Genomic DNA, 24,528 nt, shown 5'->3' on the forward strand with positions numbered 1-24,528 from the left:
ATACGGGTTATTAAGGGATTTACCGGGTCACAGGTTATGCAGAACAACAGTGATAATCAAAGACGCTGGCATAGGACCTGCCATCGATGCCCCCGAAGAATGGGGCGATGTGGTTCGCCACGGGCTTACCGGAAGTAGCTTACTGAGTTTTCCCCCCTCCCCGACGCTTTGTTAACGGCCCGTTTTTGTACGGGCCGTTGATATACAGAACGGTTACAGTTTTTTCTTAATATAGTCGGTGATACGTGTGACGATGCCACCCTGTTTCACTTCCTGCAGAGCCACCAGAGGATAGCTGGCAATCTGCTTATCTTTGTCCATCACCTGGATTTCCCCAACCTGCTCATCGGCAGCTAACGGCGCATCCAGCTCCTTTTTATCGATAACATACTTCGCTTTCACCTGGCTGATTTCACCACGTGGCAGAGATAAATAGACGTCTTTGGCTGAACCGACATTGACTGAGTGCGGATTACCGTACCAGACATTTTCAGTGCCAATGGCTTTGCCCGCGTGGAACAGCTGGACCGTATCAAAATTATTCTGTCCCCAGATCAGCAATTTTCTGGCACAATCTTCACGATCTTTTGGACTTTTCGCCCCCATCACGACGGCAATCAGGCGATGCTGACCAATAATATTGGTGGCAATAATATTAAACCCGGCGGTCTCGGTATGACCAGTTTTCATACCATCCACATGCAGGCTGTTATCCCACAGCAGACCCACACGGTTATTCTGGGTAATTCCATTCCATGTCATCGTCTTCTGACTGTACATATGATAGAACTCAGGTTCTCCGTGGATAATCGCCATCGCGACAATCCCCAGATCCCGGGCGGTACTGTACTGTCCCGGTGCATCCAGCCCGTGTACCGTCTCAAAATGGGTATTTTTCAGATGCAGATCCGCAACCACCTGATTCATCAGCTTAACAAAGTTCTGCTGACCTCCGGCAACATAATCCGCCAGAGCGACACAGGCATCATTCCCTGAATCAACGATAACTCCACGGCTCAAATCGCGTACTGAGATTTTGTCGCCAGGTTTCAGAAACATCAGTGAAGAACCCTTAAATACCGGGTTACCTGCTCCCCAGGCATCCTGCCCGACGGTGACGATATCATCGGGAGTAATTCGTTTCTGGTTAATAGCGCGATCCACCACATAGCCGGTGACCAGTTTAGTCAGACTGGCCGGATTACGGCGCTCATCCGGGTTGTTGGAAGTCAAAACCTGTCCGGTTGTTGCGTCCATTAACACCCAGGAAGCGGCATCAAGCGTTGGCGGCGTCGTGGAAAAAGGCAGGGTGTCATCGGCAAAGGCCGTTGATGTCAGTAAAATCATACCCGGTAAAGTAATAAGCAGACGCCTTTTCAAACTAAATTCCTCAGTAAATAGGGTGGATCGTCAGGTTTTAGCCGCTTTTTTACGGCATTTTTACCCGGCTGGCATCTCTCAATTGTGAGTAAATGTAACAAGACAAATGGCGTGATCTGCTGTAAAACAGTCGGTTATAAAACATTATACTGCAGGCACAGATTGCCGCTGGGAGATTTTCCGCATTCAGTACCCCACGGGAACAAATTTATGGCAAGGAGATTTGTCATGTTATCCCTGGAAATGAATCATTTTCTCACAGTCATCCGGGCACAGGGCCCGGTGCTGATACCGTCGCCCTGCTCAGCGCTTACTGCTTACTGCTCACTGATAGTCACTGGCCATTTTCAAAATGTCACCTGCATATCTTCAGCCAGCCGCTCAAACCGCGACGCCAGAAAAGCCTGAATATAGGGCTGTTGTAAATGTTGTTCCAATGCCATGGCCGACTCACAGACTTCATAAAAGATAAATTTCACTCGCCTCACCCACCATTTTAAGATTCTGCGTCACTGCGGACTGATACGCCAGGTGGACCGGGGCAACAGCCATGCTGCACAATTAAGACGTTCTGACATTGAGCAACGTTTCCCGGGCTTACTGGCCCTGCTGGCGAGTGAATTCCCTCCCTGAGGGTAGCGCATGACGTTAAAGGTCTTTACCACCCAGCCTCCCTGCGTCACTGAAGTTTTATCCTATGGCGCAAACTGTATAATGGAACAATGCCAGGGAAGAAAAAGGGTTATCATTGAGCAATAAAGCCAATAAGACTTTGATATTTATTAAATTAACAGGAAAGAACAGGAAGGTTTTGGATGAAAAATAATGATGCAGTAACCCCTACCTTCCTTTTTCATGATTATGAAACCTTTGGTAAGCATCCGGCACTGGACCGTCCGGCTCAGTTTGCCGGCATCCGTACTGATGCTGAATTCAATATTATTGGTGAACCCGAGGTTTTTTACTGCCGGCCAGCCGACGATTATCTTCCACAGCCGGAAGCGGTCATGATCACCGGAATTACTCCACAGCACGCGCAGGCACAGGGGGTCAGCGAAGCCGAATTTGCACGGCGCATCCACACCCTGTTCTCTGAACCCGCGACCTGCGTGGTGGGTTACAATAATGTCCGTTTCGATGATGAAGTCACGCGTAATATTTTTTACCGCAACTTCTACGACCCTTATGGCTGGAGCTGGCAGGACGGTAACTCCCGCTGGGACCTGCTGGATGTGATGCGGGCCTGTTATGCCCTGCGTCCTGAGGGCATTAACTGGCCGGAAAACGAAGAAGGTTTCCCCTCCTTCCGTTTGGAACACCTGACTGCCGCCAATAATGTCAGCCATGAACAAGCTCATGATGCCATGTCGGATGTCTATGCCACCATTGCAATGGCCAGGCTGGTCAGGGAAAAGCAGCCGAAGCTGTTTGACTTTCTGTTCCGGCATCGCAATAAAAACAAACTCCAGACACTGATTGATATCCCACAGATGAAACCGCTGGTTCATGTCTCGGGAATGTTTGGTGCCGCCAGAGGAAATACCAGCTGGATAGTGCCGCTCGCCTGGCATCCGGACAACAAAAATGCGCTGATCACCGTAGATCTGGCCGGTGATATCAGTCCATTACTGGATGAAACCGCTGATACACTGCGCGAACGGTTGTACAGCACCCGTGAGCAGCGAGGTTCATTGCCGGCAATACCCTTAAAACTGGTGCATATCAATAAGTGTCCGGTGCTGGCCCCTGCCAGTACACTACGTCCGGAGGATGCAGAGCGACTGGCGATTGACCGCCAGCATTGTCTGGATAACCTTGCATTATTGCGCCGTCACAGCGAAGTTCGCGAAAAAGTGGTTGCCGTGTTCGCCACCCGTCGCGAATTCCCTGCCAGTGAAGATGTGGATGCACAGCTGTATGACGGCTTCTTCGGTGAAGCGGATAAACATGCGATGAATATTATCCGCACTACTGAACCACGCAATCTGCCAGCCCTGGATTTGACCTATCACGATCCGCGGATAAACATCCTGTTATTCCGCTACCGCGCCCGTAATTTTCCGGGCACCCTCGATGACAGTGAGCAGCAACGCTGGCTGGAACATCGCCGTGAAATGCTTTCCGCCCCCCGGGTTGAGCAATATATTGAGGAGCTGCAACAACTGTCGGCACTCTACCCGGAGGATGAACGCAGGCAATCGCTGCTGAAATCGCTGTACCGCTACGCTGAATCATTACTGAGTTGATAAAGAGACGAAAAAAAACCCTGCCGGTAGTCACCGGCAGGGTTTTTATCTTTGAACAGTAAGTGGATTATAATCCGTCTTCACTGTACTGCGGTACCGGCAAGCGGAAACTACGGGTGACCACGGCCAGATAGATAATACCAATCGCCGCCCAGATCAGACCCAGAACCATCGAACTCTCTTCCAGGTTAAACCACAGCGCACCGACAGTAATCGCCCCCAGCAAAGGCAGGATCAGGAAGCTGAAGTGATCTTTCAGCGTCTTATTACGTTTCTCGCGAATCCAGAACTGTGAAATCACCGACAGGTTAACAAAAGTGAACGCCACCAGCGCACCAAAGTTAATCAGCGCAGTGGCGGTGACCAGGTCAAAGTTAATCGCTAACAACGCAATCGCCCCTACCAGCAACACGTTCAGTGTCGGGGTAGACCATTTTGGCGAAATATAACCAAAGAAACGCTGCGGGAAGACACCGTCGCGCCCCATCACATACATCAGACGTGATACGCCAGCGTGGGCAGCCATACCTGAGGCCAGTACGGTCACACAGGAGAAGATCAGAATACCAAACTGGAACGTTTTCCCGGCAACATACAGCATAATTTCCGGCTGCGAGGAGTCAGGATCTTTAAACCGCGAAATATCCGGGAAGTACAGTTGCAGGAAGTAAGACACTGCAATAAACAGTAACCCACCGATCAGCGCTGTCAGGAAAATAGCTTTCGGGATAGTACGTTCAGCATCTTTGGTTTCTTCAGACAGAGAACTGATACCGTCGAAGCCGAGAAATGAGAAGCACAATATCGTCGCCCCGGTAATCATCGGGACCACCTGAGCATCTGAAGACCAGAACGGTTTGCTGCTCGCCAGCGTACCCGCACCTACCCCGTGACTGACCCCATAGATGACCAATCCGACAATAAACACCATCACCGCAATCTGCAGGATTACAATGATGCTATTGAAGTTAGCGACGGTTTTAATCCCTTTCAGGTTGGTCACCGTCATAAACACCACCAGTAATACCACAAAGATCCATGAAGGGATCCCCGGCACCAGTGATTCAAAATAGCTTTTTGCCAGCAGGATGTTAATCATTGGCATGAACAGATAGTCCAGCAATGATGACCAGCCGACCATAAACCCGACATGAGGGCTAATGGATTTTTGAGCATAGGTATACGCCGAACCCGCTGACGGGAAGCGGCGAACCAGCTTACCATAGCTCAGTGCGGTGAAAAGAATTGCGATTAAGGCAAAGGCATAGGCCGTCGCGACATGACCACCGGTCAGCCCCGAGACAATCCCGAATGTATCAAACAAGGTCATTGGCTGCATATAAGCCAGACCAATCATAACCACCGGAAGCAGCGTTAGAGTTTTTTTAAGATTGGCACGCTGTGGTGCTGGAGAAGTATTATTTTGCATGATGGTGACCCCCTACAGTAACAATCTGTGCGGATTGCTCCACAGGGAATTTCCGCGCGCGGCGAAAAGTGAAGTGAATAGCAGATTTGCCAAAGCATGTCGCGCCGTAATCGTCACGAAAGCGGCTACCAGAGGCAACTGGTAAAGTGGATAACAACCCCATCAATATTTCCTCAGACTCACCTTCGGTGAGTGTTTTTTTGTGTATATCTCTCCGGAATAAATCCGGCCCCATAAGGAGTAAGCCATAAAACGTTAATGCAAAAAAAATAACCGATGCCAGGAAAGGCGTCGGTTATTTTCAAATTTGCAGACGCGCATTTTGCCCAAAACAGACCGCTAACACAAGAAATTATCGTATTTCCCTGGGATTTTTGCGGACAACGCCTATTCCAGTGGCATCTGAAACGGGTCTGACCAGCGGTAACGGAAACCCCTTTGCCGGCAAATATGCTCTGCCAGCACCACTTTCCCTTCTGTCGAAGAAAACTGCGGATCAAACTGCGGGGCCTGCCATCCTGCCTGCCGTGCCAGCTGCGGATAGAACTGGTCGCGTGGCGGATGCCCGGCAGCACACAGGTTGTAAGTGCCACCTTGCGCTGGCTGTTCCAACAGTAACACTATCGCCGAAATTACGTCGTCCAGGTGCACCAGATTCACTCCGTGCTGTCCGTTAGTCAGTCCCTGCCTGCCGGCCAGAAATCGTCCGGGATGGCGTGCTGGTCCGACTAACCCCGCCAGACGCAGAATATCCACCTGAGTGCCTGGTAAATCGTGCAGCCACTGCTCAAGCCGGACCAGAGACTGACCCGCAGGAGTGACAGGATGCAGCGGGCTGTTTTCGTCAACCTCACCACTGGCATCACCATAAACGGATGTCGAGCTGGTAAATATGACCTGTTTCACTTTGTGTGCCAGCGCACTGTCGACAATATTCTGCACGGCATAGACATATTGCTCGCTGCTTTCAGCACTCCGGCTGGCCGGCAAAGTCACTACCAGCGCATCAGCCTCCAGTAAGTCGGCTAAATCATCGGCATCACATTCCGGTTCAGGGGTCAGCTTCAGCAGGCAGGCATTAATGCCGACAGCACGGGCCGCCTGCACTCCATCTGCGGTGGTTTTAGTGCCGGTCACCTGCCAGCCCCGGCCTGCCAGTTGTCGTGCCAGCGGCATGCCCAGCCAGCCCAGCCCCACGATAGCTACTTTTTTCATACAGATTTCGCCTTAATATTATCCTGTCGAACGCCAAACTCTCTGCTTAACGATGGTATTCCTCCGGCAGTTTTCAGGCCAGTACAAATTTTTGCCAGCAATTCTGCTTATCATTATAAAAAAGTGTTGCCAGTCTGCATTATTTTGGTTAGCTTAAATGCCAGACAAATGACCCTTTTAATCGTCGGAAAAATTTATGATTCGCGTTCAATCTAACCATCATCATCACCATCACCCTGACTAGTCTTTCAGGCGATGTGTGCTGGGAGACGAAAAGATCTTCCAGTGGTTTGAACGCAATATTAAACCCCCGGAAGAGATCTTCCGGGGGTTTTTTTATGGACAGAAATTTAACAATTATAAATTCCGTGCAGGAACAGTAAACAGAGGACAGGACAGATGTTAGATAACAAACGTATCCGCATTGCCATGCAAAAATCAGGTCGCCTGAGTGATGACTCCCGCGAACTGCTGACCCGTTGTGGTATTAAAATTAACCTGCAACAGCAGCGCCTGATTGCGTTTGCCGAGAATATGCCGATTGATATCCTGCGGGTACGTGATGATGATATCCCGGGCCTGGTAATGGATGGTGTGGTTGACCTGGGGATTATTGGTGAAAATGTCCTGGAAGAAGAGCTGCTGTCCCGTCGGGCCCAGGGCGAAGACCCGCGTTATACCACGCTGCGCCGCCTGGATTTCGGTGGCTGTCGGTTATCACTGGCCATGCCGGTCGATGCTGAATATACGGGGCCGGAATGTCTGAATAACAAACGTGTTGCCACCTCTTATCCTCACCTCCTGAAACGCTACTTCGACAGTAAAAATATCGCCTTTAAATCCTGCCTGCTGAACGGTTCAGTGGAAGTGGCCCCGCGTGCCGGACTGGCTGATGGTATCTGCGATCTGGTCTCTACAGGAGCAACCCTGGAAGCTAACGGACTGCGTGAAGTGGACGTCATTTACCGTTCCAAAGCAGTATTAATCCAACGCGACGGTGAAATGCCCGCGGAGAAACAGTACCTGATCGATAAATTGCTGACCCGTATTCAGGGGGTGATTAAAGCCCGCGAATCGAAATACATCATGCTGCATGCGCCATCCGATCGTCTGGAAGAAGTCATCAGCTTATTACCCGGAGCCGAACGTCCTACCCTGTTGCCTCTGGCCGGTGATCAGGCCCGGGTCGCCATGCACATGGTCAGCAGTGAGACTTTGTTCTGGGAAACCATGGAGAAACTGAAATCGCTGGGCGCCAGTTCAATCCTTGTTCTGCCAATCGAAAAAATGATGGAGTAAATGATGAACAGCTTCGACACCATTATCGACTGGCGACAGTGTAGTGCGGAACAACAGCAGTCGTTGCTTAAACGTCCTGCGCTGGCTTCATCCGGGACCATCTCACAGACCGTGCGGGATGTTCTGGAACAGGTGCGTGAGCAAGGGGATACGGCGCTGCGCAACTTCAGTGCTAAATTCGACAAAGTGAGTCCTGAAAGTTTTGCTGTCAGTGAGCAGGAAATCAATGCAGCAGTGGCGCGGGTCAGTGATTCACTGAAAGCTGCCATGCAAACGGCGGCCAGTAATATCGAAGCTTTCCACCAGGCCCAGGTGTTTCAGGGAGTGGATATCGAAACTCAGCCAGGCGTACGCTGCCAACAGGTCACCCGACCGGTACAGTCTGTCGGGCTTTATATCCCCGGCGGTTCTGCCCCGTTGTTCTCTACAGTACTGATGCTGGCAACTCCGGCACGCATTGCGGGCTGCGGTAAAGTAGTACTCTGCTCACCTCCTCCGATTGCGGATGAGATCCTGTTTGCCGCCAGATTATGTGGTATCAGTGAAGTATTCCAGGTCGGTGGCGCGCAGGCCATCGCTGCCATGGCCTTTGGTACCGACTCCGTGCCTAAAGTGGATAAAATTTTCGGACCGGGTAACGCCTGGGTCACCGAAGCTAAACGCCAGGTCAGCCAACGGCTGGACGGTGCAGCCATTGATATGCCGGCAGGCCCTTCAGAAGTCCTGGTGATTGCTGACGAGGGCGCGACTCCGGCATTTGTCGCTTCCGATCTGTTGTCTCAGGCGGAACACGGTCCGGATTCCCAGGTTATCCTGCTGACGCCTTCCCGCTCAGTGGCAGAACAAGTGGCGGAAGAAATCCACCGACAACTGACAGAACTGCCTCGTGCAGAAACGGCCCGTCAGGCGTTATCCGCCAGCCGGCTGATTGTGGCAAAAGATCTGGCCGAGTGTATTAACATTTCCAACCGCTACGGGCCTGAACATCTGATTATTCAGACCCGTGATCCACGGAAATGGGTAGAGCAAATCACCAGTGCCGGTTCGGTCTTCCTTGGCGACTGGTCGCCGGAATCCGCCGGTGATTATGCCTCCGGGACCAATCACGTACTGCCAACATACGGATATACTTCTACCTACTCCAGTCTTGGACTGGCCGATTTTCAAAAACGCATGACAATCCAGGAGCTATCACCGTCAGGCTTTGCCGCACTAGCCCCGGCGATCGAAATTCTGGCTGCCGCTGAACGGCTTGATGCCCACAAAAATGCCGTCACGCTTCGCGTGAAAGCCCTGGAGGATAATCTATGACTAAGTCTGTTGAACAACTGGCCCGTGACAACGTCAGAGCTCTGACCCCTTATCAGTCCGCCAGACGACTGGGGGGTAAAGGGGATGTGTGGCTGAATGCTAACGAGTATCCGGTAGCCGTACCCTTTGAACTGACCCGCCAGACGCTTAACCGTTATCCTGAGTGTCAGCCGACAGAGGTTATTGAACGTTATGCGGCTTACAGTGGCCTGAACAGTGACCAGGTACTGGTCAGCCGGGGAGCCGATGAAGGCATCGAGCTGCTGATCCGGGCTTTCTGTGAACCGGGCAAAGATAAGATTCTGTTCTGCCCGCCAACCTATGGCATGTATAGTGTCAGTGCCGAAACTATCGGTGTCGAATATCTGACCGTACCCGCTCTGGAGAACTGGCAACCGGATGTCCCGGCCATTGCCGCACAACTTGATGGCGTGAAACTGGTTTATCTGTGCAGCCCGAATAATCCAACCGGTAATCTTATTGATCCGCAGTCGATTCGTGAGCTGTTAGACCTGACCGCTGGTAAAGCACTGGTCGTGGCAGACGAAGCCTATATCGATTTTTGCCCCGAAGCCTCACTGGCCAGTTGGTTGCGTGATTATCCGCAGCTGGTGATTCTGCGCACTCTGTCCAAAGCCTTTGCTCTGGCCGGTTTGCGTTGCGGCTTCACCCTGGCGAACCCTGAAGTCATCAGCCTGTTGCTCAAAGTGATTGCGCCCTACCCGTTATCGGCACCGGTCGCCGATATCGCCGCCCAGGCACTGAGTGAACAAGGTCTGGCATTGATGCGTGAAAATGTTAAAACACTCAATCAGACCCGCGGCTGGTTACAGCAGCAACTGGAACAGTGCCCGTTGGTTGAGCAGGTCTATCCCAGCTCGGCGAACTATCTGCTGGTCCGTTTTGCCCAAACCACTGTATTCCGTGCCTTGTGGGATCAGGGGATCATTTTACGTGATCAGAGCAAAAACCCCGGCCTGAGCGGCTGTTTACGAATTTCTATCGGTACGCGTCAGGAGTGTGAAACCCTGATGAATGCCCTGCACTCTTTAAGCGATTCTGCGGAGCAAGCATGAGCCAGAAAACTCTTTTTATTGACCGTGACGGAACACTGATCTCCGAACCTCCTGTCGATTTCCAGGTTGACCGGATGGACAAACTCGCTTTTGAACCTGGCGTTATCCCGGCAATGCTGCGCCTGCAGGAAGCCGGCTATCAGTTGGTGATGATTACCAATCAGGACGGACTGGGGACCGACAGCTTTCCACAGGCGGACTTTGATGGCCCACACAACCTGATGATGCAGGTATTCAGCTCTCAGGGCGTAAACTTTAGTGAAGTTCTGATTTGCCCACACAAACCAGAAGATAACTGCGACTGCCGTAAACCTCATACAAAGATGGTAGAACCGTGGCTGGCCGAAGGTGTGCTGGATAAGCAAAACAGTTATGTGATTGGAGATCGCCAGACGGATATCACCCTGGCAGAAAATATGGGTATTCAGGGTATCCGCTATGGCGAAGGTGAAAACCTGTGGCCACAAATTGCCGACCGCCTGACCCGCCGTGATCGCCATGCCCTGGTACAGCGTAATACCAAAGAAACCCAGGTGATGGCCGAGGTGTGGCTGGACCGGGAAGGTGGCAGTAAAATCAGCACCGGCGTAGGTTTCTTTGACCACATGCTGGATCAGATTGCCACCCACGGTGGTTTCCGGATGAACATTGATGTGAAGGGAGACCTGTATATCGACGATCACCATACCGTGGAAGATACCGGGCTGGCACTGGGCGAAGCACTGCTGAAAGCACTGGGTGACAAACGCGGAATTGGTCGTTTCGGCTTTGTTCTGCCCATGGATGAATGCCAGGCCCGTTGCGCTCTGGATATTTCCGGGCGCCCTTACCTGGTGTACAAAGCGGCGTTTACGTTCCAGCGGGTCGGTGACCTGAGTACCGAAATGGTTGAACATTTCTTCCGGTCACTCTCCTACAGTATGGCCTGCACCCTGCACCTGAAAACCAAGGGCCATAACGATCACCACCGTGTAGAAAGCCTGTTTAAAGCTTTTGGCCGTACTCTGCGCCAGGCGATTCAGGTCAACGGCAATACTTTACCGAGTTCAAAAGGGGTACTGTAATGAGTATCGTCATCCTGGACACCGGCTGTGCCAACCTTTCATCGGTAAAGTGGGCGGTAGAGCGCCTGGGCTATCAACCGGTTGTCAGCCGTGAAAAAAATGTGGTTTTGAATGCTGATAAACTGTTTTTACCGGGGGTGGGCACTGCACGGGCAGCGATGGACCAGCTGCAGGAGCGAGAACTGGTGGAGCTGATTAAGAACTGTACCCAGCCCGTGCTGGGTATCTGCCTGGGGATGCAATTACTGGCCCGCCGCAGCCAGGAAAATAATGGCATTGATACTCTCGGGCTGATGGATGAAGAAGTTTCGTTGATGGAAACCGGCGAATTGCCGTTACCCCATATGGGCTGGAACCAACTGACTGCCCATGCTGGCCATCCGTTATTTCGCAATATCTCAGCAGACAGCTATTTTTACTTTGTCCACAGCTACGCGATGCCTGTGTTTAGCGGCACTATTGCCCAGTGTGACTATGGACAGCCATTCTCAGCCGCGGTTCAGCAGGATAACTTTTACGGTGTCCAGTTTCACCCGGAGCGCTCCGGCAAAGCCGGTGCACAGCTGATTAAAAATTTCCTGGAGATGTAATGATTATCCCCGCACTTGATTTAATTGAAGGTAAGGTAGTCCGTCTTCACCAGGGCGATTATGCACAACAACGTGATTACGGCAGTGATCCCCTGCCACGTTTACAGGCTTATCAGCAGGAAGGGGCGGAAGTATTGCATCTGGTTGATTTAACCGGGGCTAAAGATCCTGCGGCCCGGCAGATTCCCTTGTTGAAAAAATTACTGGCCGGTGTCAGTGTGCCGGTTCAGGTAGGAGGCGGAATCCGTAGCCGTGCCGATGTCGCCTCGCTACTGGACGCAGGTGCCGCTCGGGTGGTCGTTGGTTCAACGGCCATCCGCGAGCCTGAAGAGGTGAAACAATGGTTCCGTGAGTTCGGTGCCGATGCCATTGTCCTGGCACTGGATGTCCGTATTGACAAAAACCAGCGTAAAGAAGTCGCCATCAGCGGCTGGCAGGAAGCCGGCGGAGTTACCCTGGAACAGGTGATTGAAGATTATCAGTCGGTCGGACTGAAACATGTTCTTTGTACCGATATTTCACGTGACGGCACCCTGGCCGGATCCAATGTGGCTCTGTATCAGGAAATTACAGCCCGCTACCCACAAATTGCCTTCCAGTCTTCCGGAGGCATCGGCTCACTCGCTGATATTGCCGCACTGCGCAACACGGGTGTTCAGGGCGTTATTGTTGGACGCGCTTTACTGGAAGGTAAATTTACAGTGACGGAGGCCATTTCATGCTGGCAAAACGGATAATACCCTGTCTTGATGTTCGTGACGGGCAGGTAGTAAAAGGCGTGCAATTCCGTAATCACGAAATTATTGGTGATATTGTTCCGCTGGCAAAACGCTATGCCGAAGAAGGTGCCGATGAACTGGTTTTTTACGATATCACCGCCTCTTCTGATGGCCGTGTGGTTGATAAAAGCTGGGTCTCACGGGTTGCCGAAGTCATTGATATACCGTTCTGTGTGGCCGGAGGCATTAAGACGCCGGAAGATGCTGCCCGCATTCTGACGTTCGGCGCAGATAAAATCTCTGTTAACTCCCCGGCACTGGCCGATCCGGACCTGATTAGCCGCCTGGCCGACCGTTTTGGCGTACAGTGTATTGTGGTAGGGATTGATACCTGGTTTGACGAACAGACCGGTCTGTACCACGTTAACCAGTACACCGGTGACGAATCCCGGACCCGTGTTACCCAGTGGCAAACCGCTGACTGGGTCACCGAAGTACAAAAACGTGGTGCCGGTGAAATTGTCCTGAATATGATGAATCAGGATGGCGTGCGTAATGGCTATGATATCCGGCAACTGAAGCTGATTCGTGAACGTTGCCACGTACCACTGATTGCGTCAGGCGGAGCCGGAACCATGCAGCACTTCCTGGATGCCTTTCGAGACACCAATATTGATGGCGCACTGGCGGCCTCGGTATTCCATAAACAACTGATTAATATCGCAGAGCTGAAAGAATTTTTGCGTAGCCATAATGTGGAGATCCGTACGTGTTAAGCGCTGAACAACTGACCCGGCTGGACTGGGCAAAAACCGACGGGATGATCCCTGCGATTATCCAGCATAAAATTTCCGGTGAAGTACTGATGCTGGGCTATATGAATGCGGAAGCTCTGGAAGTCACTCAGCAGACCGGTCATGTAACCTTCTGGTCACGCACCAAAAATCGCCTGTGGACTAAAGGTGAAACTTCCGGACATTATTTGCAGGTGGACAGCATCACTGCCGACTGCGATAACGACAGTTTGCTGATCCTGGCGATTCCGGCCGGTCCAACCTGCCATACCGGTACCTCCAGCTGTTTTTCTCCGGCCACCAGTGACTGGGGTTTTCTGTATCAGCTGGAACAACTGCTGGCTTCACGGAAATCTGCCGATCCGGACAGCTCCTATACCGCCAGCCTGTACGCCCGTGGTACCAAGCGTATTGCCCAAAAAGTGGGTGAAGAAGGGGTCGAAACGGCTCTGGCCGCCACAGTAAATGACCGTTTTGAACTGAAAAATGAAGCTTCTGACTTAATCTATCACCTGCTGGTGCTGTTACAGGACCAGGATTTGGATTTCAGTACCGTCATCAATAACCTACGCGATCGGCATCAGAAGGCATAATCCTGATACCACTCACACTGCACCCGGTGATCGGGTGCAGTTATGTAATTGAGTTTATTCTGATGGGCTTACCCACGGAAAAGACTGTCCGGCAAGATTTACGCTGGATACTGTTCTTTTATTTCACCGGGATAGTCATTTTCCGGCACAGCTCGCCAAACAGACGTTCAAAATAGCGTACCCTTCCTGCAGAGAATTATCAGGGAGAGAACAATGAATTATTACCACAGTCCGGTGTATATCAAGCTGTCCGAATATTTATTTTATTGCCGTAAAAAATCAGTGAATGTGAATATTGCGCTGGTGATGTTACAAAAAATTCGTGAGTTCCCGGGCATTTATATTGAAGAGATAGCTTTGCTGGCGAATACCACCCCAGCCAGTGTGACCCGGTTCTGTAAAATCCTGGGATATTCACGGTTTCAGACATTGAAACAGGATTTGCTGCCCTTTTTTACCCCCTCTCCGGACTTATCAATCTCTCCTGTCGACCCTGCAGCACGGGAAATTGATATGCTGCAGAAAATCCACCAGCATATGCCGCTTGCGCTGTGCCGGGAGATTGCTGTCGCACTCAGAGACAGCCGCAGTTTATTGATCCTTTCTACCGACTACAGTTTTATGCCATCAAATCTGTTACGCGAAGCTCTCGCGAATGACCATCGTAGGGTCTATCAGTTGCACCGCCAAAGTGACAGCAGTCTGCTGTCGAAATTTATGGCGGTATGCGACACCCTGATTCTGATAGATTTGACCGGACAATGGTTAAGACAACACCCGGAGCTGGTCACTGCATTGTCCGAAAAAATATCGGTCTGTTTTACTGCAAATCCCGGGCCCGCACTGCCTGCTGTTTTCAGTTTTGTGATTGATATGACAATCATCCCCGACTTTTTTAGTTCCAACTATTTTTCCTGCCAGGTAATGACCAGTACGGTGTTCCGTATTATCAGCGATGTGGAGCAACTGTCCTGACAAAACTCACTGCCAGTACTATTCCTTTCTTAATATTCGTTTTCCAAAACCTGAAAATGAATTCCATTGTCTGAGGATGGCCGATGTTTTAGCGTAGCTGCACCGATGAGCTGACATAAGGATAGTCAGATGTCCGTCAATCTGCTGGCTGAACAAATCCTCACTGAACTTGGCGGTGCTGCCAATATACTTCATATGACACATTGTGCGACGCGTTTGCGGGTCCGGTTAGCCTGCCCGGAAAAATGCAATGATAAGGCGATGCGAAGTATCGACGGAGTATTGGGTACGGTCACCGTGAGCGGGCAATACCAGGTGATTATTGGCCACCAGGTAAAACCGGTATTTCTGATACTGCAACAACAGGCCACCCGCCCGGCAAGCGAGGGGCAGGATGAAAAACCGGCCCCACCAGGGAAGGTCTCTGTATTCGATATTATTTCCGGGAGTTTCCTGCCACTGTTAGGGCTGATGGCTGGCGGTGGCATGCTGAAAGTCATACTGACGCTGGTTGAGAGATTCAGTCCACCGCTTGCCTCAGGGAACACCTGTCAGATACTGGCGGCAATTGCCAATGCACCCTTCTTCTTTTTACCCGCATTATTAGGATGTTCACTGGCCAAAAGACTGGGAGCAAATCCTTATATCGGGTTGATGATTGGCGCTGCATTACTGGACCCCTCTATCAGTACATTGATCGCTCAGCCCGGCAGTTCCTTCATGGCTATCCCGTTAGTGCCGGCGAATTATGCCGCCAGCGTGTTTCCGGTATTTATTGCCATCAGTGCCTTCTACTGGCTCGAAAAACTGTTGTTACGCATCGTACCGCTGTTTTTACAGTTGGTCGTAGTCCCGTTATGTTCGCTGGTGATTATTATCCCCGCGACACTGCTGATTTTCGGCCCGTTCGGCATTGCTGTCGGCGAGCAACTGGCGTCAGGCATAAGTCTGTTACAAACCACCAATGGCCTGTTATGCGGGTTGCTGCTCGGCGCCGGATACACTTTTATCGTCCTGATGGGGCTGCATTGGGGACTGGTTCCGGTGATTCTGGCAAACCTCGCCCAGGGTGGTGATCCTGTCTATGCCATCGGGGGAATGGCTGCCTTTGCGCAGATGGGTGTCGCAGTAGGCGTACTCTTGTGCCGCCCACCGGCAAAATTACGGGTGTTACTCAGTAGTGCCCTGTTACCCGCACTGATCAGCGGTGTTACTGAGCCGATTATCTACGGGGTAATGCTCCCCTACCGCCGCTTATTCCTTTATGTTGCCATCGCCAGTGCAATCGGCGGTGCCATTAATGGCTATTTTCAGGTTCGCATGGTGGCCTATACCTTTGCCAGTGTGCCTGGCATCCCGGCCTTCAGTCCGATGGGTATCTATCTGGTGTCGGTACTGGTCACCCTGGCCTGCGCGGCACTGATGGTGACCTTATTCGGTTACCACAATAAGGAGATATCCCCCCCTAAGGGAGTTAATACAGATGAATAAATCAGACGTTTTTCCACAAGATTTTTTATGGGGTGGCGCAATCGCCGCAAACCAGGCGGAAGGTGCGTGGCAGGAAGATGGAAAAGGTTGGAGTGTTGCAGATATCAACCGTTTTTGTCCTGATAGTCCTTTGCGCGCTCTCTCGAATAAAGAGATGGATACTGCCACTATCCGCGAGTTAATGGCTGATACAGAGAGTATTTTTCCGAAAAGAAACGCCATCGACTTTTATCATCATTACCTGAAAGATTTGCAACTGATGGCCGATATGGGACTGAAGACTTTCAGAACCTCCATCAGTTGGGCCAGAGTCTTTCCGCGCGGGGATGAAACAGAACCCAACCCCGCGGCCCTGGCGTGGTATGACCGACTGATTTCAGCCATTTGTGATTGCGGTATGCAACCCATGATTACACTGTCCCATTACGAGATGCCATTAACACTGGCACTGGAATACAATGGCTGGTCTGATCGTCGGGTGATTGACTTCTTTGTCCGTTTTGCCAGCGTCTGCCTGCAACGCTATCAACATCAGGTGAAGTACTGGATCCCGGTGAATCAGATAAACCTTATTCGTTATGAGTCATTTAATCATCTGGGTATTCCTGAGGATACCGTCACCGACCTCCGCCAGGCGAAATATCAGGCGGTACATCACGAAATGGTCGCTTCGGCAAAAATCAAACAGTTTGCCACGGCACTGAACCCCGCACTACAGGTGGGTATGATGCTGTATTGTGATTATGCCTATCCAGCCACTACAGATCCGCAGGATGTACTGGCGACTCTGCAACGTAATCAGATGGAGTATTACTTCGCCGATGTATTACTGCGCGGCAAATACCCGGGTTATGCTCTGCGTTATTTCTCTGACCGGAATATTGCTATTGAAATCACAGCAGAGGATCAGCAGGCCTTATCTCATACCGCCGATTTCATGTCATTTTCTTACTACTATACGACCATCTCCGATCGTCATATTGGCGCATCTGAGACCAAAAATTGTCGGGCCAATCCCTTGCTGCCAGAAAACCCCTGGGGCTGGGCAGTTGACCCTACCGGACTTCGCACGGTATTAAACGAATACTGGGGGCGTTGGCAGAAGCCTGTCATGATCACTGAGAATGGGATTGGCTGTTTCGATACCATTGAGCAGGGGCAGATAAAGGACGATTACCGGATAGCCTTCCTGAAAGCGCACTTACTGGCGGTACAACAGGCGATTAGAGATGGTGTAACGGTGCTCGGCTACTACCTGTGGTCCCCGATAGATATTGTCAGTTGCTCTTCTTCCCAGATGGAAAAACGTTACGGCCTGATTTATGTGGATTTAGATGACTACGGTAACGGCAGCGGACAACGAATTTGTAAGCAAAGCTATTTCTGGTATAAGCAGGTGATAGCCAGCCATGGCACAACGTTAAACGAGTCCCCCTGATGATGCAGATTGTCACAGTGCTGTTGTGTCAGCACTGTGTAAATATGTTAGATTACCCTCACTGGCAGGTTATCAACCTGCCGACAGGGCTCACCCCCACAGTGTCATTTGGCTTTTAAAATAAATCAAACTCCCGGCACAGGGAGTGATAAACATTAACATTATCAAAACTATCAGGATTTTACATACTATGACGTTTACCAGAAAGCTTCGTTTGACTGCTTTAACTGCACTACTGGCCAGTGCGCCGTTACTCAGCCAGGCAGCTCTGACCCAGGTTCGCTTTGCCGTTGATCCCACTTATCCTCCATTCGAATCCAAAACTAACGACGGTAAGCTGGTTGGCTTCGACATCGATCTGGGCAATGCATTATGCCAGGCAATGAACGTCAAGTGTGTCTGGGTGACAAACGAATTTGACGGCATGATCCCCGCCCTTAAAGCGCGTAGATTTGATGCAATTCTGTCAGATATGGGGGTCACTGAAGAACGCCTGAAACAGATCGACTTTACTGTGCCTGTTTATAATACGCCGGTGATGCTGGTCGCGCGCAAAGGTTCTGGCCTGCTGCCAACCGCAGAGTCTCTGAAAGGTAAATCGGTCGGTGTTGAACAGGGAACCGTTCAGGAACGTTATGCCCGCGCCAAATGGCAGCCCTATGGCGTGAATGTTGTCGCTTACAGCGATCAGTCCCAGGTTGAAAATGACCTGGTCGCCGGCCGGCTGGATGCAGAATTTACCGACGGTGCTCAGGCCGGTATCGGTTTCCTGAAACAGCCTGCTGGTAAGGACTTTGCCCTGACCGGTCCTGCGGTTCACGACCCTATCATTGGACCGGGTACCGCAATCGGTTTGCGTAAAGGCGATACCGAGCTGCTTAACGCACTCAACAACGCTTACGCAAAAATTAAAGCCGACGGTACTTTCGATAAACTGCAGAAAAAATATTTCACTACCGATATTTCAGTGAAGTAACCTGCCCTCTGCCGGAAAGGTTGAATCTTTCCGGCATTTTCTCCGGCCCCACTAATCCACAACTTAGCTTAGCGGCAAGTTGTGTCTGCAGGACCACTGCCTATGCAACACAAAAGTTACCCGATACAGGGATCCGCCTTTGGTACTCAACGGCAGATCGACAGCTACGAGTATGGCGATGACCACGATCAGCAAATCTATATTCAGGCAGCGCTACATAGTGATGAACTGCCAGGCGTTGCCGTCGCCTGGTATCTGAAACATGCCCTCAGTGCGCTGGAGCACAGCGGACAGTTGCGCGCCAGAATAACGCTGGTCCCCATCGCCAATCCCATCGGTTTTTCACAACAGTTACAAGGTCAGCCACTGGGCCGGTTCGAAAGTAACAGCGGACAGGATTTTAACCGCCAGTTTCCGGCGATCGGTCAGCAACTGTCTGAGCTGGCAGGGCCCAATCTTGGACCCGATATCGCGGAAAATAAACGTGTCATTCGTCGCGCCATCGACAGTTATTTTGACCAGTATGTTCCTGAAGGTGAGTTACAGTCACAGCGCGCCATCCTGATGCGCATGGCCTGTAAAGCCGATATCATGATTGATATGCACTGCGACTGGGAAGCCGTTTCACATTTGTATACCACCCCGCAGGCCTGGCCACAGATTTCCACACTGGGACATTATCTGGGTTGCCGGACAGCCCTGATTGCCGATATATCCGGCGGAGAACCCTTCGATGAAGCCTGTGCGGAGCCCTGGTATACCCTGCATCGACAGTTTGCGGATCGCTTTCCACTACCCGAAGCACTCAAGCCGGTCACTCTGGAGCTACGAGGGGCACGGGATGTCAGCCACACTCAGGCCCGTAATGATGCGCAGGCGATTATTAACAGCCTGACAGCCTGGGGGTACATCTCTGGTGATACTCCGGACCTTCCTGCGATACCGGCACCGCTGGCGGCCCCCCTGGCTGGCTGTGAATATCTGACAGCACCGCATGCCGGAGTCATTATCTATACCCGTGAGCCGGGAGAATGGATCCGTGCCGGTGAAGTGGTTGCTGAGATTCTTGACCCCGTCAGTGACCAACTGACCCCCCTGTTTGGTCAGCAGGATGGATTACTTTATGCCCGACACTGGGTCAGATACGCCACCCCGGGACTGCTGGTTGTCAGACTGGCGGGAGGAGAAGCATTGCGCGAAGGCCCGTTGCTGGTTCCCTGAGTATTCTGGACCATCGCTTTCACGATGGTCCAGTGATAACTGGTGATATTTAACTGAATCAAATTATCTTGTTTTGTTCCCGTTCCGCACAAAAAATCCAATAATTTTTGCACAAAACGTCCTCTGTGAAGCAGCAATTGCCTCCTGATACTGTTTCGTCACTATCAGCAAATGTTCATTCTCTTTCAATGCAGATTGCAGTTTACGCTCAAGTTCGCTTTTTTGTTCGATCTGTTGTTGAAGCGCATGAGTCATTTCATTTTTCTGTCCTTCGAGTTGATGCAATTGATTTGTATATTCGTCATTAACAATACTTAATTTTTCAATATTATTACCAAGAGAAATTAGTTTTTTGTTACCATCATCATTTATCTGTGTTAAATGTCGAATATCATTCTCGAGACGACATTTTAATATCATAAGCATATCTTCAGCAGTAGCTGAATAAAATCCCTGATAGGTTTCTGCAAGATACTCAGACTCAAAATCATTGTAATTAACTACTGGAAGTGCCTGATAAAAAGACTGGATCATCGAAAAAAAATGCTTATATGACTGCCAGTTTTTTAACGTGGACAAGCTCCAACCTAAAAATTCAACACTATAATTGATATAGTCTAATTGTAGTCTTTTAAAATCGGGTTTAGATATAATAAAATCATTTAATTTTTCGACCGCTTCTAATGAGCAGTGATAAGAAAGTTCACGGGTATTCGATAATGACCCGGTACGGTTTTCCCTGTGACTAATCAGCACCTCGTCCAGAATAGTAATAGATCTTGCCTGTAACATAATTGCACACACAAAATATAAATCATTTGTGGTTCGTATCCCCTGGAATTTCAACCCCGAAGTTAAGATAAGTTCACGGCGAATTAATTTATCCCATGCCCACCAGATAAAACTTCTAAAGAAATTACCAGTAACCTGCGATGCATTGAATGTTTTTTCCTTCGGTAACATATCATGTGCAATCGTCCATTCTGCTGATGATATATTACCATTTTGATCATCTATTATATCACTACGAAACACAACAATATCCGCGTTGTTTTCTATAGCCCTATGGTATGATTCTGATAGTATATTTTCATTATATAAATCATCATCATCAAGGAATATAATATACTCCCCTTTGGCGTAATCCAGCCCTCGGTTTCTTGAATAACCGGCACCATAGTTACTTTCGTTAACGAGCAGAGTATAACGGTCATCATGTTCACAATATTTTTGAATTATTTGTGTTGTTAAATCAGAAGATGCATCATCAACAAAAATTATTTGAATGTTGCTCAGTGTCTGGCTGGTTATATTTCTGAGCGTCTCTTCTATATATCCCTCTGAATTATAAGTGGTAATTATTGCAGTTACATCAGGAAGAGACATAGCAGACACCTCGCATTTTAAATTTCAAATCACTTCTGAACAGATAACAAAAAATAATAATACACTAATATAATCAATTTTCACTGGGATTATTCCCACTACAGAAAAATTTAACGGAATTTTAGAGATTGAACCATTAAAGCAATAAATCACACTACAGGACTGCATTATCGATAACCAACGTAAAGGATACACAATTAATGGTTAATATCTACTTTAAAATATTTAATTGTAAATAACAACAAACTTTGCTAAAAGATCTGTACTCTATCAGGGCATAAACCGCTGGTTAGTTGTGTTTATTAAAACAAACAAACAATAGTTTCTACCCGGAATTTTAATCTTAAACTCTAGCTAAACCCCGGGTCATCTTTTCAAAAATACAGCCATTATCTCGTTAAAATACCGTCATATTTAATGTGGATATAAATGTTTTCAACTCACAAATGATACCCTCATTTGGTAATGTTGAAATCGAATCGCCAGTGCCGGAACGAAACCCTATCCACAGGGAAAAAAAAATCCGAAGAGGTCATCTTCGGATTTTTATGAAACAGATTATTACTGATTAATCTAACCACTCAGTATGGAATACGCCGTCTTTGTCGATACGCTTGTAAGTGTGCGCACCGAAGTAGTCACGCTGTGCCTGGATCAGGTTGGCTGGCAGCACGGCTGAACGATAGCTGTCATAGTAAGCAATTGCAGCTGAGAATGTCGGAGTAGGAATACCATTCTGTACCGCATAAGCCACTACGTCGCGCAGTGCCTGCTGGTAGTCATCAGCAATATTCTTGAAGTATGGTGCCAGGAGCAGGTTAGCGATGTCAGCATTTTCTGCATAAGCATCGGTAATTTTCTGCAGGAATTGAGCACGGATAATACAACCCGCACGGAAGATTTTCGCAATCTCACCGTAGTGCAGATCCCATTCATACTGTTCTGACGCAGCACGCAGTTGAGAGAAGCCCTGAGCGTAAGAAACGATTTTCCCCAGATACAGTGCACGACGTACTTTCTCAACGAATTCAGCTTTTTCACCCTCAACAGTTTTCGCTGTCGGACCAGACAGGACTTTAGACGCCGCAACACGCTGAGTTTTCAGAGATGACAGGTAACGTGCAAACACTGACTCGGTGATCAGTGATAATGGTTCACCCAGGTCCAGAGAGCTCTGGCTGGTCCATTTACCGGTCCCTTTGTTCGCTGCTTCGTCAAGAATCACATCGACCAGGTAGTTACCGGCTTCATCTTTCTTAGTAAAGATATCTTTAGTGATGTCAATCAGGTAGCTGTTCAGCTCGCCGGTGTTCCACTCGCTGAAGGTTTCAGCCAGTTGTTCATTGCTCAGATCTAATGCACCTTTCAGCAGAGAATAAGCTTCAGCAATCAGCTGCATATCGCCATATTCGATACCATTGTGCACCATTTTTACATAGTGACCAGCACCGTTCGGACCAATGTAAGCAACGCAAGCTTCACCTTCGGCACGAGCAGCAATTTTATCAAGAATCGGCGCAACCAGTTCATAAGCTTCTTTCTGGCCACCAGGCATGATTGAAGGACCTTTCAGAGCGCCTTCTTCACCGCCGGAAACACCGGTACCAATGAAGTTAAAGCCTTGGTCAGAAAGTTCTTTATTACGACGAATGGTATCTTTATAGAAGGTGTTACCGCCATCAATAAGAATATCGCCTTTATCCAGATGGGGAGTCAGGGAAGCGATAGTCTTATCTGTTGCTTCACCGGCCTGTACCATTAACAGGATACGGCGTGGTTTTTCCAGGGATTCTACAAACTCTTCGACACTGTAGTAAGGTGCCAGTTTTTTGCCTGGATTTTCAGCAATCACTTCATCCGTTTTTTCACGTGAACGGTTAAAAATAGACACAGTATAACCGCGGCTTTCGATATTCAGAGCCAGGTTACGACCCATAACTGCCATACCTACTACGCCGATCTGTTGCTTGGACATCTCTATCTCCTGTCTGATCAACTCAGGGTAAACTCTCTGAGAGTATAAGTTACTTATGAACGAGAAAAATATTAATCAAAACTACCAGTATCGGGAATGAATAACCAGTTATTCCGCACAATTAGAACAATAAATTATCTTTTGCACGTACCCGGATACAAAAACTTTTGTGCTAAATCCTGATGATTTGCATATAATTCAAACAATCAGTCAGAGACGGTGTTGTAAATTTTTATTGTTTTAGCAATCACTTCAGATGATGAGAATTTTTCAATAACGAGATTTCGTCCGTTTATACCCATTACTTCCCTGAGGTCTTTATTATCTAACAATTTCCTTAAATGCAGGCAGAAAGCGTCTTCATCTCCTTTAGGGATCAGATAACCATTATAGCCGTTAATAATTATACTTTTGCAACCACCGCTATCATAAGCAATACATGCTCTACCCTTTGATGCTGATTCAATCAATATTCTTGGTACACCTTCCGGGTAAAGTGTCGGTAGTGCAACAACGTTCACCTGGGAAATCAAGGAGTCGATATCATTTCGTGTTCCTAACCATTCAATAGACCCTTCTTTAACCCAACGTTCAATATCAGCTTTTTTTATAGCATCCGGATCATCATCAACCAGAATACCAGCGACTAGAAGTCTGAATGGACTGCCTGCAGCCGCTAATGACTTTTTAATATTTATAAGTGCAGACAGACCTTTATTATGGAGCATGCGGCTGGCGAATAATACAACTGGCTGTTCGTAGTACTGCTCTACAGAATAATTATAAAGCTCTGTATCTACTCCACATCCGTCAATCACAGCAGCCTGTTGTGAATTAAAACGGACATACTGAGTGAAAACAGAAAAGTCATCTTTATGTTCAAATATGATGCGACTTTTTTTATTAGAAAAAATATAGCTATATAATTCACATACAGATTTTTTAATCACCTTGCCTGACCAGCTCACAGGTTTGAAAACACGTCCCAAACCAACGACATTTGCTACAAATGGTTTTGAAAATATCTTCGAATACAATCCACCAACAATAATAGGTTTTATCGTTACTGCATGTATTAATGAGGGTTTCAGATTATTCAGAATCCTGAAGGTTTCTACCGAAAAATAAACAAATCCAAATACATTATACGATCGTTCTTTAAGTGGTAATGGAAAACAATGCACTCCAAGTTCTGTGAACTTTTTCAGAAATCGGTCTCCATGGAACCGCGTGATTACACAAACCTCAAAACCATCATTCTTAGCTGACATCGCTCGCTCTAACCAGTGGAGATCAAAATACCAGTCAGAATTTATGAAATAACATATTTTTTTCATATATATACATCAT

General features: G+C 49.0%; 23 protein-coding genes and 1 other annotated feature. Of the genes, 15 read left to right on the top strand and 8 right to left on the bottom strand.

The window, feature by feature from the left end; genetic code table 11:
• Window positions 1-213: 213 nt before the first annotated feature.
• The 3 genes from dacD to HA49_RS21660 form a co-directional block, all read right to left on the bottom strand.
• On the bottom strand, window positions 214-1,380 hold the full coding sequence (gene dacD / locus HA49_RS07060; RefSeq protein ID WP_038021492.1) for a serine-type D-Ala-D-Ala carboxypeptidase DacD: 1,167 nt from the start codon (window positions 1,378-1,380) through the stop codon (window positions 214-216).
• Between the two features lie 347 nt (window positions 1,381-1,727).
• Window positions 1,728-1,859 (bottom strand): hypothetical protein, encoded by a 132-nt coding sequence (locus HA49_RS21965; RefSeq protein WP_281177694.1) that lies wholly within the window; start codon window positions 1,857-1,859, stop codon window positions 1,728-1,730.
• A 30-nt stretch (window positions 1,860-1,889) separates the two neighbouring features.
• Window positions 1,890-2,045: a hypothetical protein gene (locus HA49_RS21660; RefSeq protein ID WP_211259053.1), complete on the bottom strand. Its 156-nt coding sequence runs from the start codon at window positions 2,043-2,045 to the stop codon at window positions 1,890-1,892.
• A gap of 150 nt (window positions 2,046-2,195) precedes the next feature.
• Between HA49_RS21660 and sbcB the strand changes: the two genes are divergently transcribed.
• Complete coding sequence (gene sbcB / locus HA49_RS07065; RefSeq protein WP_038021494.1) at window positions 2,196-3,626, top strand: exodeoxyribonuclease I; 1,431 nt, start codon at window positions 2,196-2,198, stop codon at window positions 3,624-3,626.
• A gap of 67 nt (window positions 3,627-3,693) precedes the next feature.
• Here the strand turns inward: sbcB and HA49_RS07070 are convergent, their stop codons facing one another.
• Together HA49_RS07070 and HA49_RS07075 are read right to left on the bottom strand one after the other, a co-directional pair.
• The gene (locus tag HA49_RS07070; RefSeq protein WP_038021496.1) at window positions 3,694-5,055 is read right to left on the bottom strand and encodes an APC family permease; all 1,362 of its coding nucleotides are present in this window, start codon (window positions 5,053-5,055) and stop codon (window positions 3,694-3,696) included.
• A gap of 387 nt (window positions 5,056-5,442) precedes the next feature.
• Window positions 5,443-6,270 carry an SDR family oxidoreductase gene (locus HA49_RS07075; RefSeq protein ID WP_038021498.1) on the bottom strand — a complete coding sequence of 276 codons (828 nt, stop codon included), beginning with the start codon at window positions 6,268-6,270 and terminating at the stop codon, window positions 5,443-5,445.
• 196 nt (window positions 6,271-6,466) lie between these two features.
• Here HA49_RS07075 and hisL point away from each other — a divergent pair, with 196 nt between their 5' ends.
• From hisL to HA49_RS07140, 14 genes are all read left to right on the top strand, one after another.
• Window positions 6,467-6,514: a his operon leader peptide gene (hisL, locus tag HA49_RS21430; RefSeq protein WP_156994614.1), complete on the top strand. Its 48-nt coding sequence runs from the start codon at window positions 6,467-6,469 to the stop codon at window positions 6,512-6,514.
• Window positions 6,490-6,610: a sequence feature (His leader region), on the top strand. It overlaps the preceding gene by 25 nt.
• 59 nt (window positions 6,611-6,669) lie before the next feature.
• Window positions 6,670-7,569, top strand: a complete 900-nt coding sequence (gene hisG / locus HA49_RS07080) for an ATP phosphoribosyltransferase (protein ID WP_038021501.1) — start codon at window positions 6,670-6,672, stop codon at window positions 7,567-7,569.
• A 3-nt stretch (window positions 7,570-7,572) separates the two neighbouring features.
• Window positions 7,573-8,880, top strand: a complete 1,308-nt coding sequence (hisD, locus tag HA49_RS07085; protein WP_038022640.1) for a histidinol dehydrogenase — start codon at window positions 7,573-7,575, stop codon at window positions 8,878-8,880.
• Complete coding sequence (gene hisC, locus HA49_RS07090; protein ID WP_038021503.1) at window positions 8,877-9,956, top strand: histidinol-phosphate transaminase; 1,080 nt, start codon at window positions 8,877-8,879, stop codon at window positions 9,954-9,956. The genes hisD and hisC overlap by 4 nt, the downstream gene beginning before the upstream one ends.
• Window positions 9,953-11,020 (top strand): bifunctional histidinol-phosphatase/imidazoleglycerol-phosphate dehydratase HisB, encoded by a 1,068-nt coding sequence (gene hisB, locus HA49_RS07095; RefSeq protein ID WP_038021505.1) that lies wholly within the window; start codon window positions 9,953-9,955, stop codon window positions 11,018-11,020. Before hisC ends, hisB begins: the two co-directional genes overlap by 4 nt.
• Entirely contained in the window at window positions 11,020-11,610 is a 591-nt protein-coding gene (hisH, locus tag HA49_RS07100) for an imidazole glycerol phosphate synthase subunit HisH (RefSeq protein WP_038021507.1), read from the top strand. Before hisB ends, hisH begins: the two co-directional genes overlap by 1 nt.
• Window positions 11,610-12,347 (top strand): 1-(5-phosphoribosyl)-5-[(5-phosphoribosylamino)methylideneamino]imidazole-4-carboxamide isomerase, encoded by a 738-nt coding sequence (gene hisA / locus HA49_RS07105; RefSeq protein WP_038021508.1) that lies wholly within the window; start codon window positions 11,610-11,612, stop codon window positions 12,345-12,347. The genes hisH and hisA overlap by 1 nt, the downstream gene beginning before the upstream one ends.
• Window positions 12,329-13,105 carry an imidazole glycerol phosphate synthase subunit HisF gene (hisF, locus tag HA49_RS07110; RefSeq protein WP_038021510.1) on the top strand — a complete coding sequence of 259 codons (777 nt, stop codon included), beginning with the start codon at window positions 12,329-12,331 and terminating at the stop codon, window positions 13,103-13,105. Before hisA ends, hisF begins: the two co-directional genes overlap by 19 nt.
• Entirely contained in the window at window positions 13,099-13,716 is a 618-nt protein-coding gene (hisIE, locus tag HA49_RS07115) for a bifunctional phosphoribosyl-AMP cyclohydrolase/phosphoribosyl-ATP diphosphatase HisIE (RefSeq protein WP_038021512.1), read from the top strand. Before hisF ends, hisIE begins: the two co-directional genes overlap by 7 nt.
• A gap of 213 nt (window positions 13,717-13,929) precedes the next feature.
• The gene (locus tag HA49_RS07120) at window positions 13,930-14,691 is read left to right on the top strand and encodes a MurR/RpiR family transcriptional regulator (protein WP_038021514.1); all 762 of its coding nucleotides are present in this window, start codon (window positions 13,930-13,932) and stop codon (window positions 14,689-14,691) included.
• A gap of 129 nt (window positions 14,692-14,820) precedes the next feature.
• Window positions 14,821-16,182 carry a PTS transporter subunit EIIC gene (locus tag HA49_RS07125; protein WP_046791709.1) on the top strand — a complete coding sequence of 454 codons (1,362 nt, stop codon included), beginning with the start codon at window positions 14,821-14,823 and terminating at the stop codon, window positions 16,180-16,182.
• The gene (locus HA49_RS07130) at window positions 16,175-17,620 is read left to right on the top strand and encodes a glycoside hydrolase family 1 protein (RefSeq protein ID WP_038021516.1); all 1,446 of its coding nucleotides are present in this window, start codon (window positions 16,175-16,177) and stop codon (window positions 17,618-17,620) included. The genes HA49_RS07125 and HA49_RS07130 overlap by 8 nt, the downstream gene beginning before the upstream one ends.
• 190 nt (window positions 17,621-17,810) lie before the next feature.
• Window positions 17,811-18,596 (top strand): ABC transporter substrate-binding protein, encoded by a 786-nt coding sequence (locus HA49_RS07135; protein ID WP_038021518.1) that lies wholly within the window; start codon window positions 17,811-17,813, stop codon window positions 18,594-18,596.
• Between the two features lie 102 nt (window positions 18,597-18,698).
• Complete coding sequence (locus tag HA49_RS07140) at window positions 18,699-19,817, top strand: M14 family zinc carboxypeptidase (protein WP_038021520.1); 1,119 nt, start codon at window positions 18,699-18,701, stop codon at window positions 19,815-19,817.
• A 63-nt stretch (window positions 19,818-19,880) separates the two neighbouring features.
• On the opposite strand, the gene HA49_RS07145 is transcribed toward HA49_RS07140, so the two are convergent.
• From HA49_RS07145 to HA49_RS07155, 3 genes are all read right to left on the bottom strand, one after another.
• Window positions 19,881-21,203: a glycosyltransferase family 2 protein gene (locus HA49_RS07145; protein ID WP_052752454.1), complete on the bottom strand. Its 1,323-nt coding sequence runs from the start codon at window positions 21,201-21,203 to the stop codon at window positions 19,881-19,883.
• A gap of 568 nt (window positions 21,204-21,771) precedes the next feature.
• Entirely contained in the window at window positions 21,772-23,178 is a 1,407-nt protein-coding gene (gene gndA, locus HA49_RS07150; RefSeq protein WP_038021524.1) for an NADP-dependent phosphogluconate dehydrogenase, read from the bottom strand.
• Between the two features lie 206 nt (window positions 23,179-23,384).
• A complete protein-coding gene (locus HA49_RS07155) occupies window positions 23,385-24,515 on the bottom strand; it encodes a glycosyltransferase family 4 protein (protein ID WP_038021526.1) in 1,131 nt (376 codons plus the stop codon).
• Between the last annotated feature and the right edge of the window lie 13 nt (window positions 24,516-24,528).

Origin of the sequence: Tatumella morbirosei (assembly GCF_000757425.2) — a bacterium.
Classification (GTDB): Bacteria; Pseudomonadota; Gammaproteobacteria; order Enterobacterales; family Enterobacteriaceae; genus Tatumella; species Tatumella morbirosei.

Coding starts and splice junctions, on each gene's coding strand:
- sbcB (WP_038021494.1), top strand. CDS start 2,196: ATGAAAAATAATGATGCAGTAACCCCTACCTTCCTTTTTCATGATTAT.
- HA49_RS07070 (WP_038021496.1), bottom strand. CDS start 5,055: ATGCAAAATAATACTTCTCCAGCACCACAGCGTGCCAATCTTAAAAAA.
- HA49_RS07075 (WP_038021498.1), bottom strand. CDS start 6,270: ATGAAAAAAGTAGCTATCGTGGGGCTGGGCTGGCTGGGCATGCCGCTG.
- hisG (WP_038021501.1), top strand. CDS start 6,670: ATGTTAGATAACAAACGTATCCGCATTGCCATGCAAAAATCAGGTCGC.
- hisD (WP_038022640.1), top strand. CDS start 7,573: ATGAACAGCTTCGACACCATTATCGACTGGCGACAGTGTAGTGCGGAA.
- hisC (WP_038021503.1), top strand. CDS start 8,877: ATGACTAAGTCTGTTGAACAACTGGCCCGTGACAACGTCAGAGCTCTG.
- hisB (WP_038021505.1), top strand. CDS start 9,953: ATGAGCCAGAAAACTCTTTTTATTGACCGTGACGGAACACTGATCTCC.
- hisH (WP_038021507.1), top strand. CDS start 11,020: ATGAGTATCGTCATCCTGGACACCGGCTGTGCCAACCTTTCATCGGTA.
- hisA (WP_038021508.1), top strand. CDS start 11,610: ATGATTATCCCCGCACTTGATTTAATTGAAGGTAAGGTAGTCCGTCTT.
- hisF (WP_038021510.1), top strand. CDS start 12,329: ATGCTGGCAAAACGGATAATACCCTGTCTTGATGTTCGTGACGGGCAG.
- HA49_RS07120 (WP_038021514.1), top strand. CDS start 13,930: ATGAATTATTACCACAGTCCGGTGTATATCAAGCTGTCCGAATATTTA.
- HA49_RS07125 (WP_046791709.1), top strand. CDS start 14,821: ATGTCCGTCAATCTGCTGGCTGAACAAATCCTCACTGAACTTGGCGGT.
- HA49_RS07130 (WP_038021516.1), top strand. CDS start 16,175: ATGAATAAATCAGACGTTTTTCCACAAGATTTTTTATGGGGTGGCGCA.
- HA49_RS07135 (WP_038021518.1), top strand. CDS start 17,811: ATGACGTTTACCAGAAAGCTTCGTTTGACTGCTTTAACTGCACTACTG.
- HA49_RS07140 (WP_038021520.1), top strand. CDS start 18,699: ATGCAACACAAAAGTTACCCGATACAGGGATCCGCCTTTGGTACTCAA.
- HA49_RS07145 (WP_052752454.1), bottom strand. CDS start 21,203: ATGTCTCTTCCTGATGTAACTGCAATAATTACCACTTATAATTCAGAG.
- gndA (WP_038021524.1), bottom strand. CDS start 23,178: ATGTCCAAGCAACAGATCGGCGTAGTAGGTATGGCAGTTATGGGTCGT.
- HA49_RS07155 (WP_038021526.1), bottom strand. CDS start 24,515: ATGAAAAAAATATGTTATTTCATAAATTCTGACTGGTATTTTGATCTC.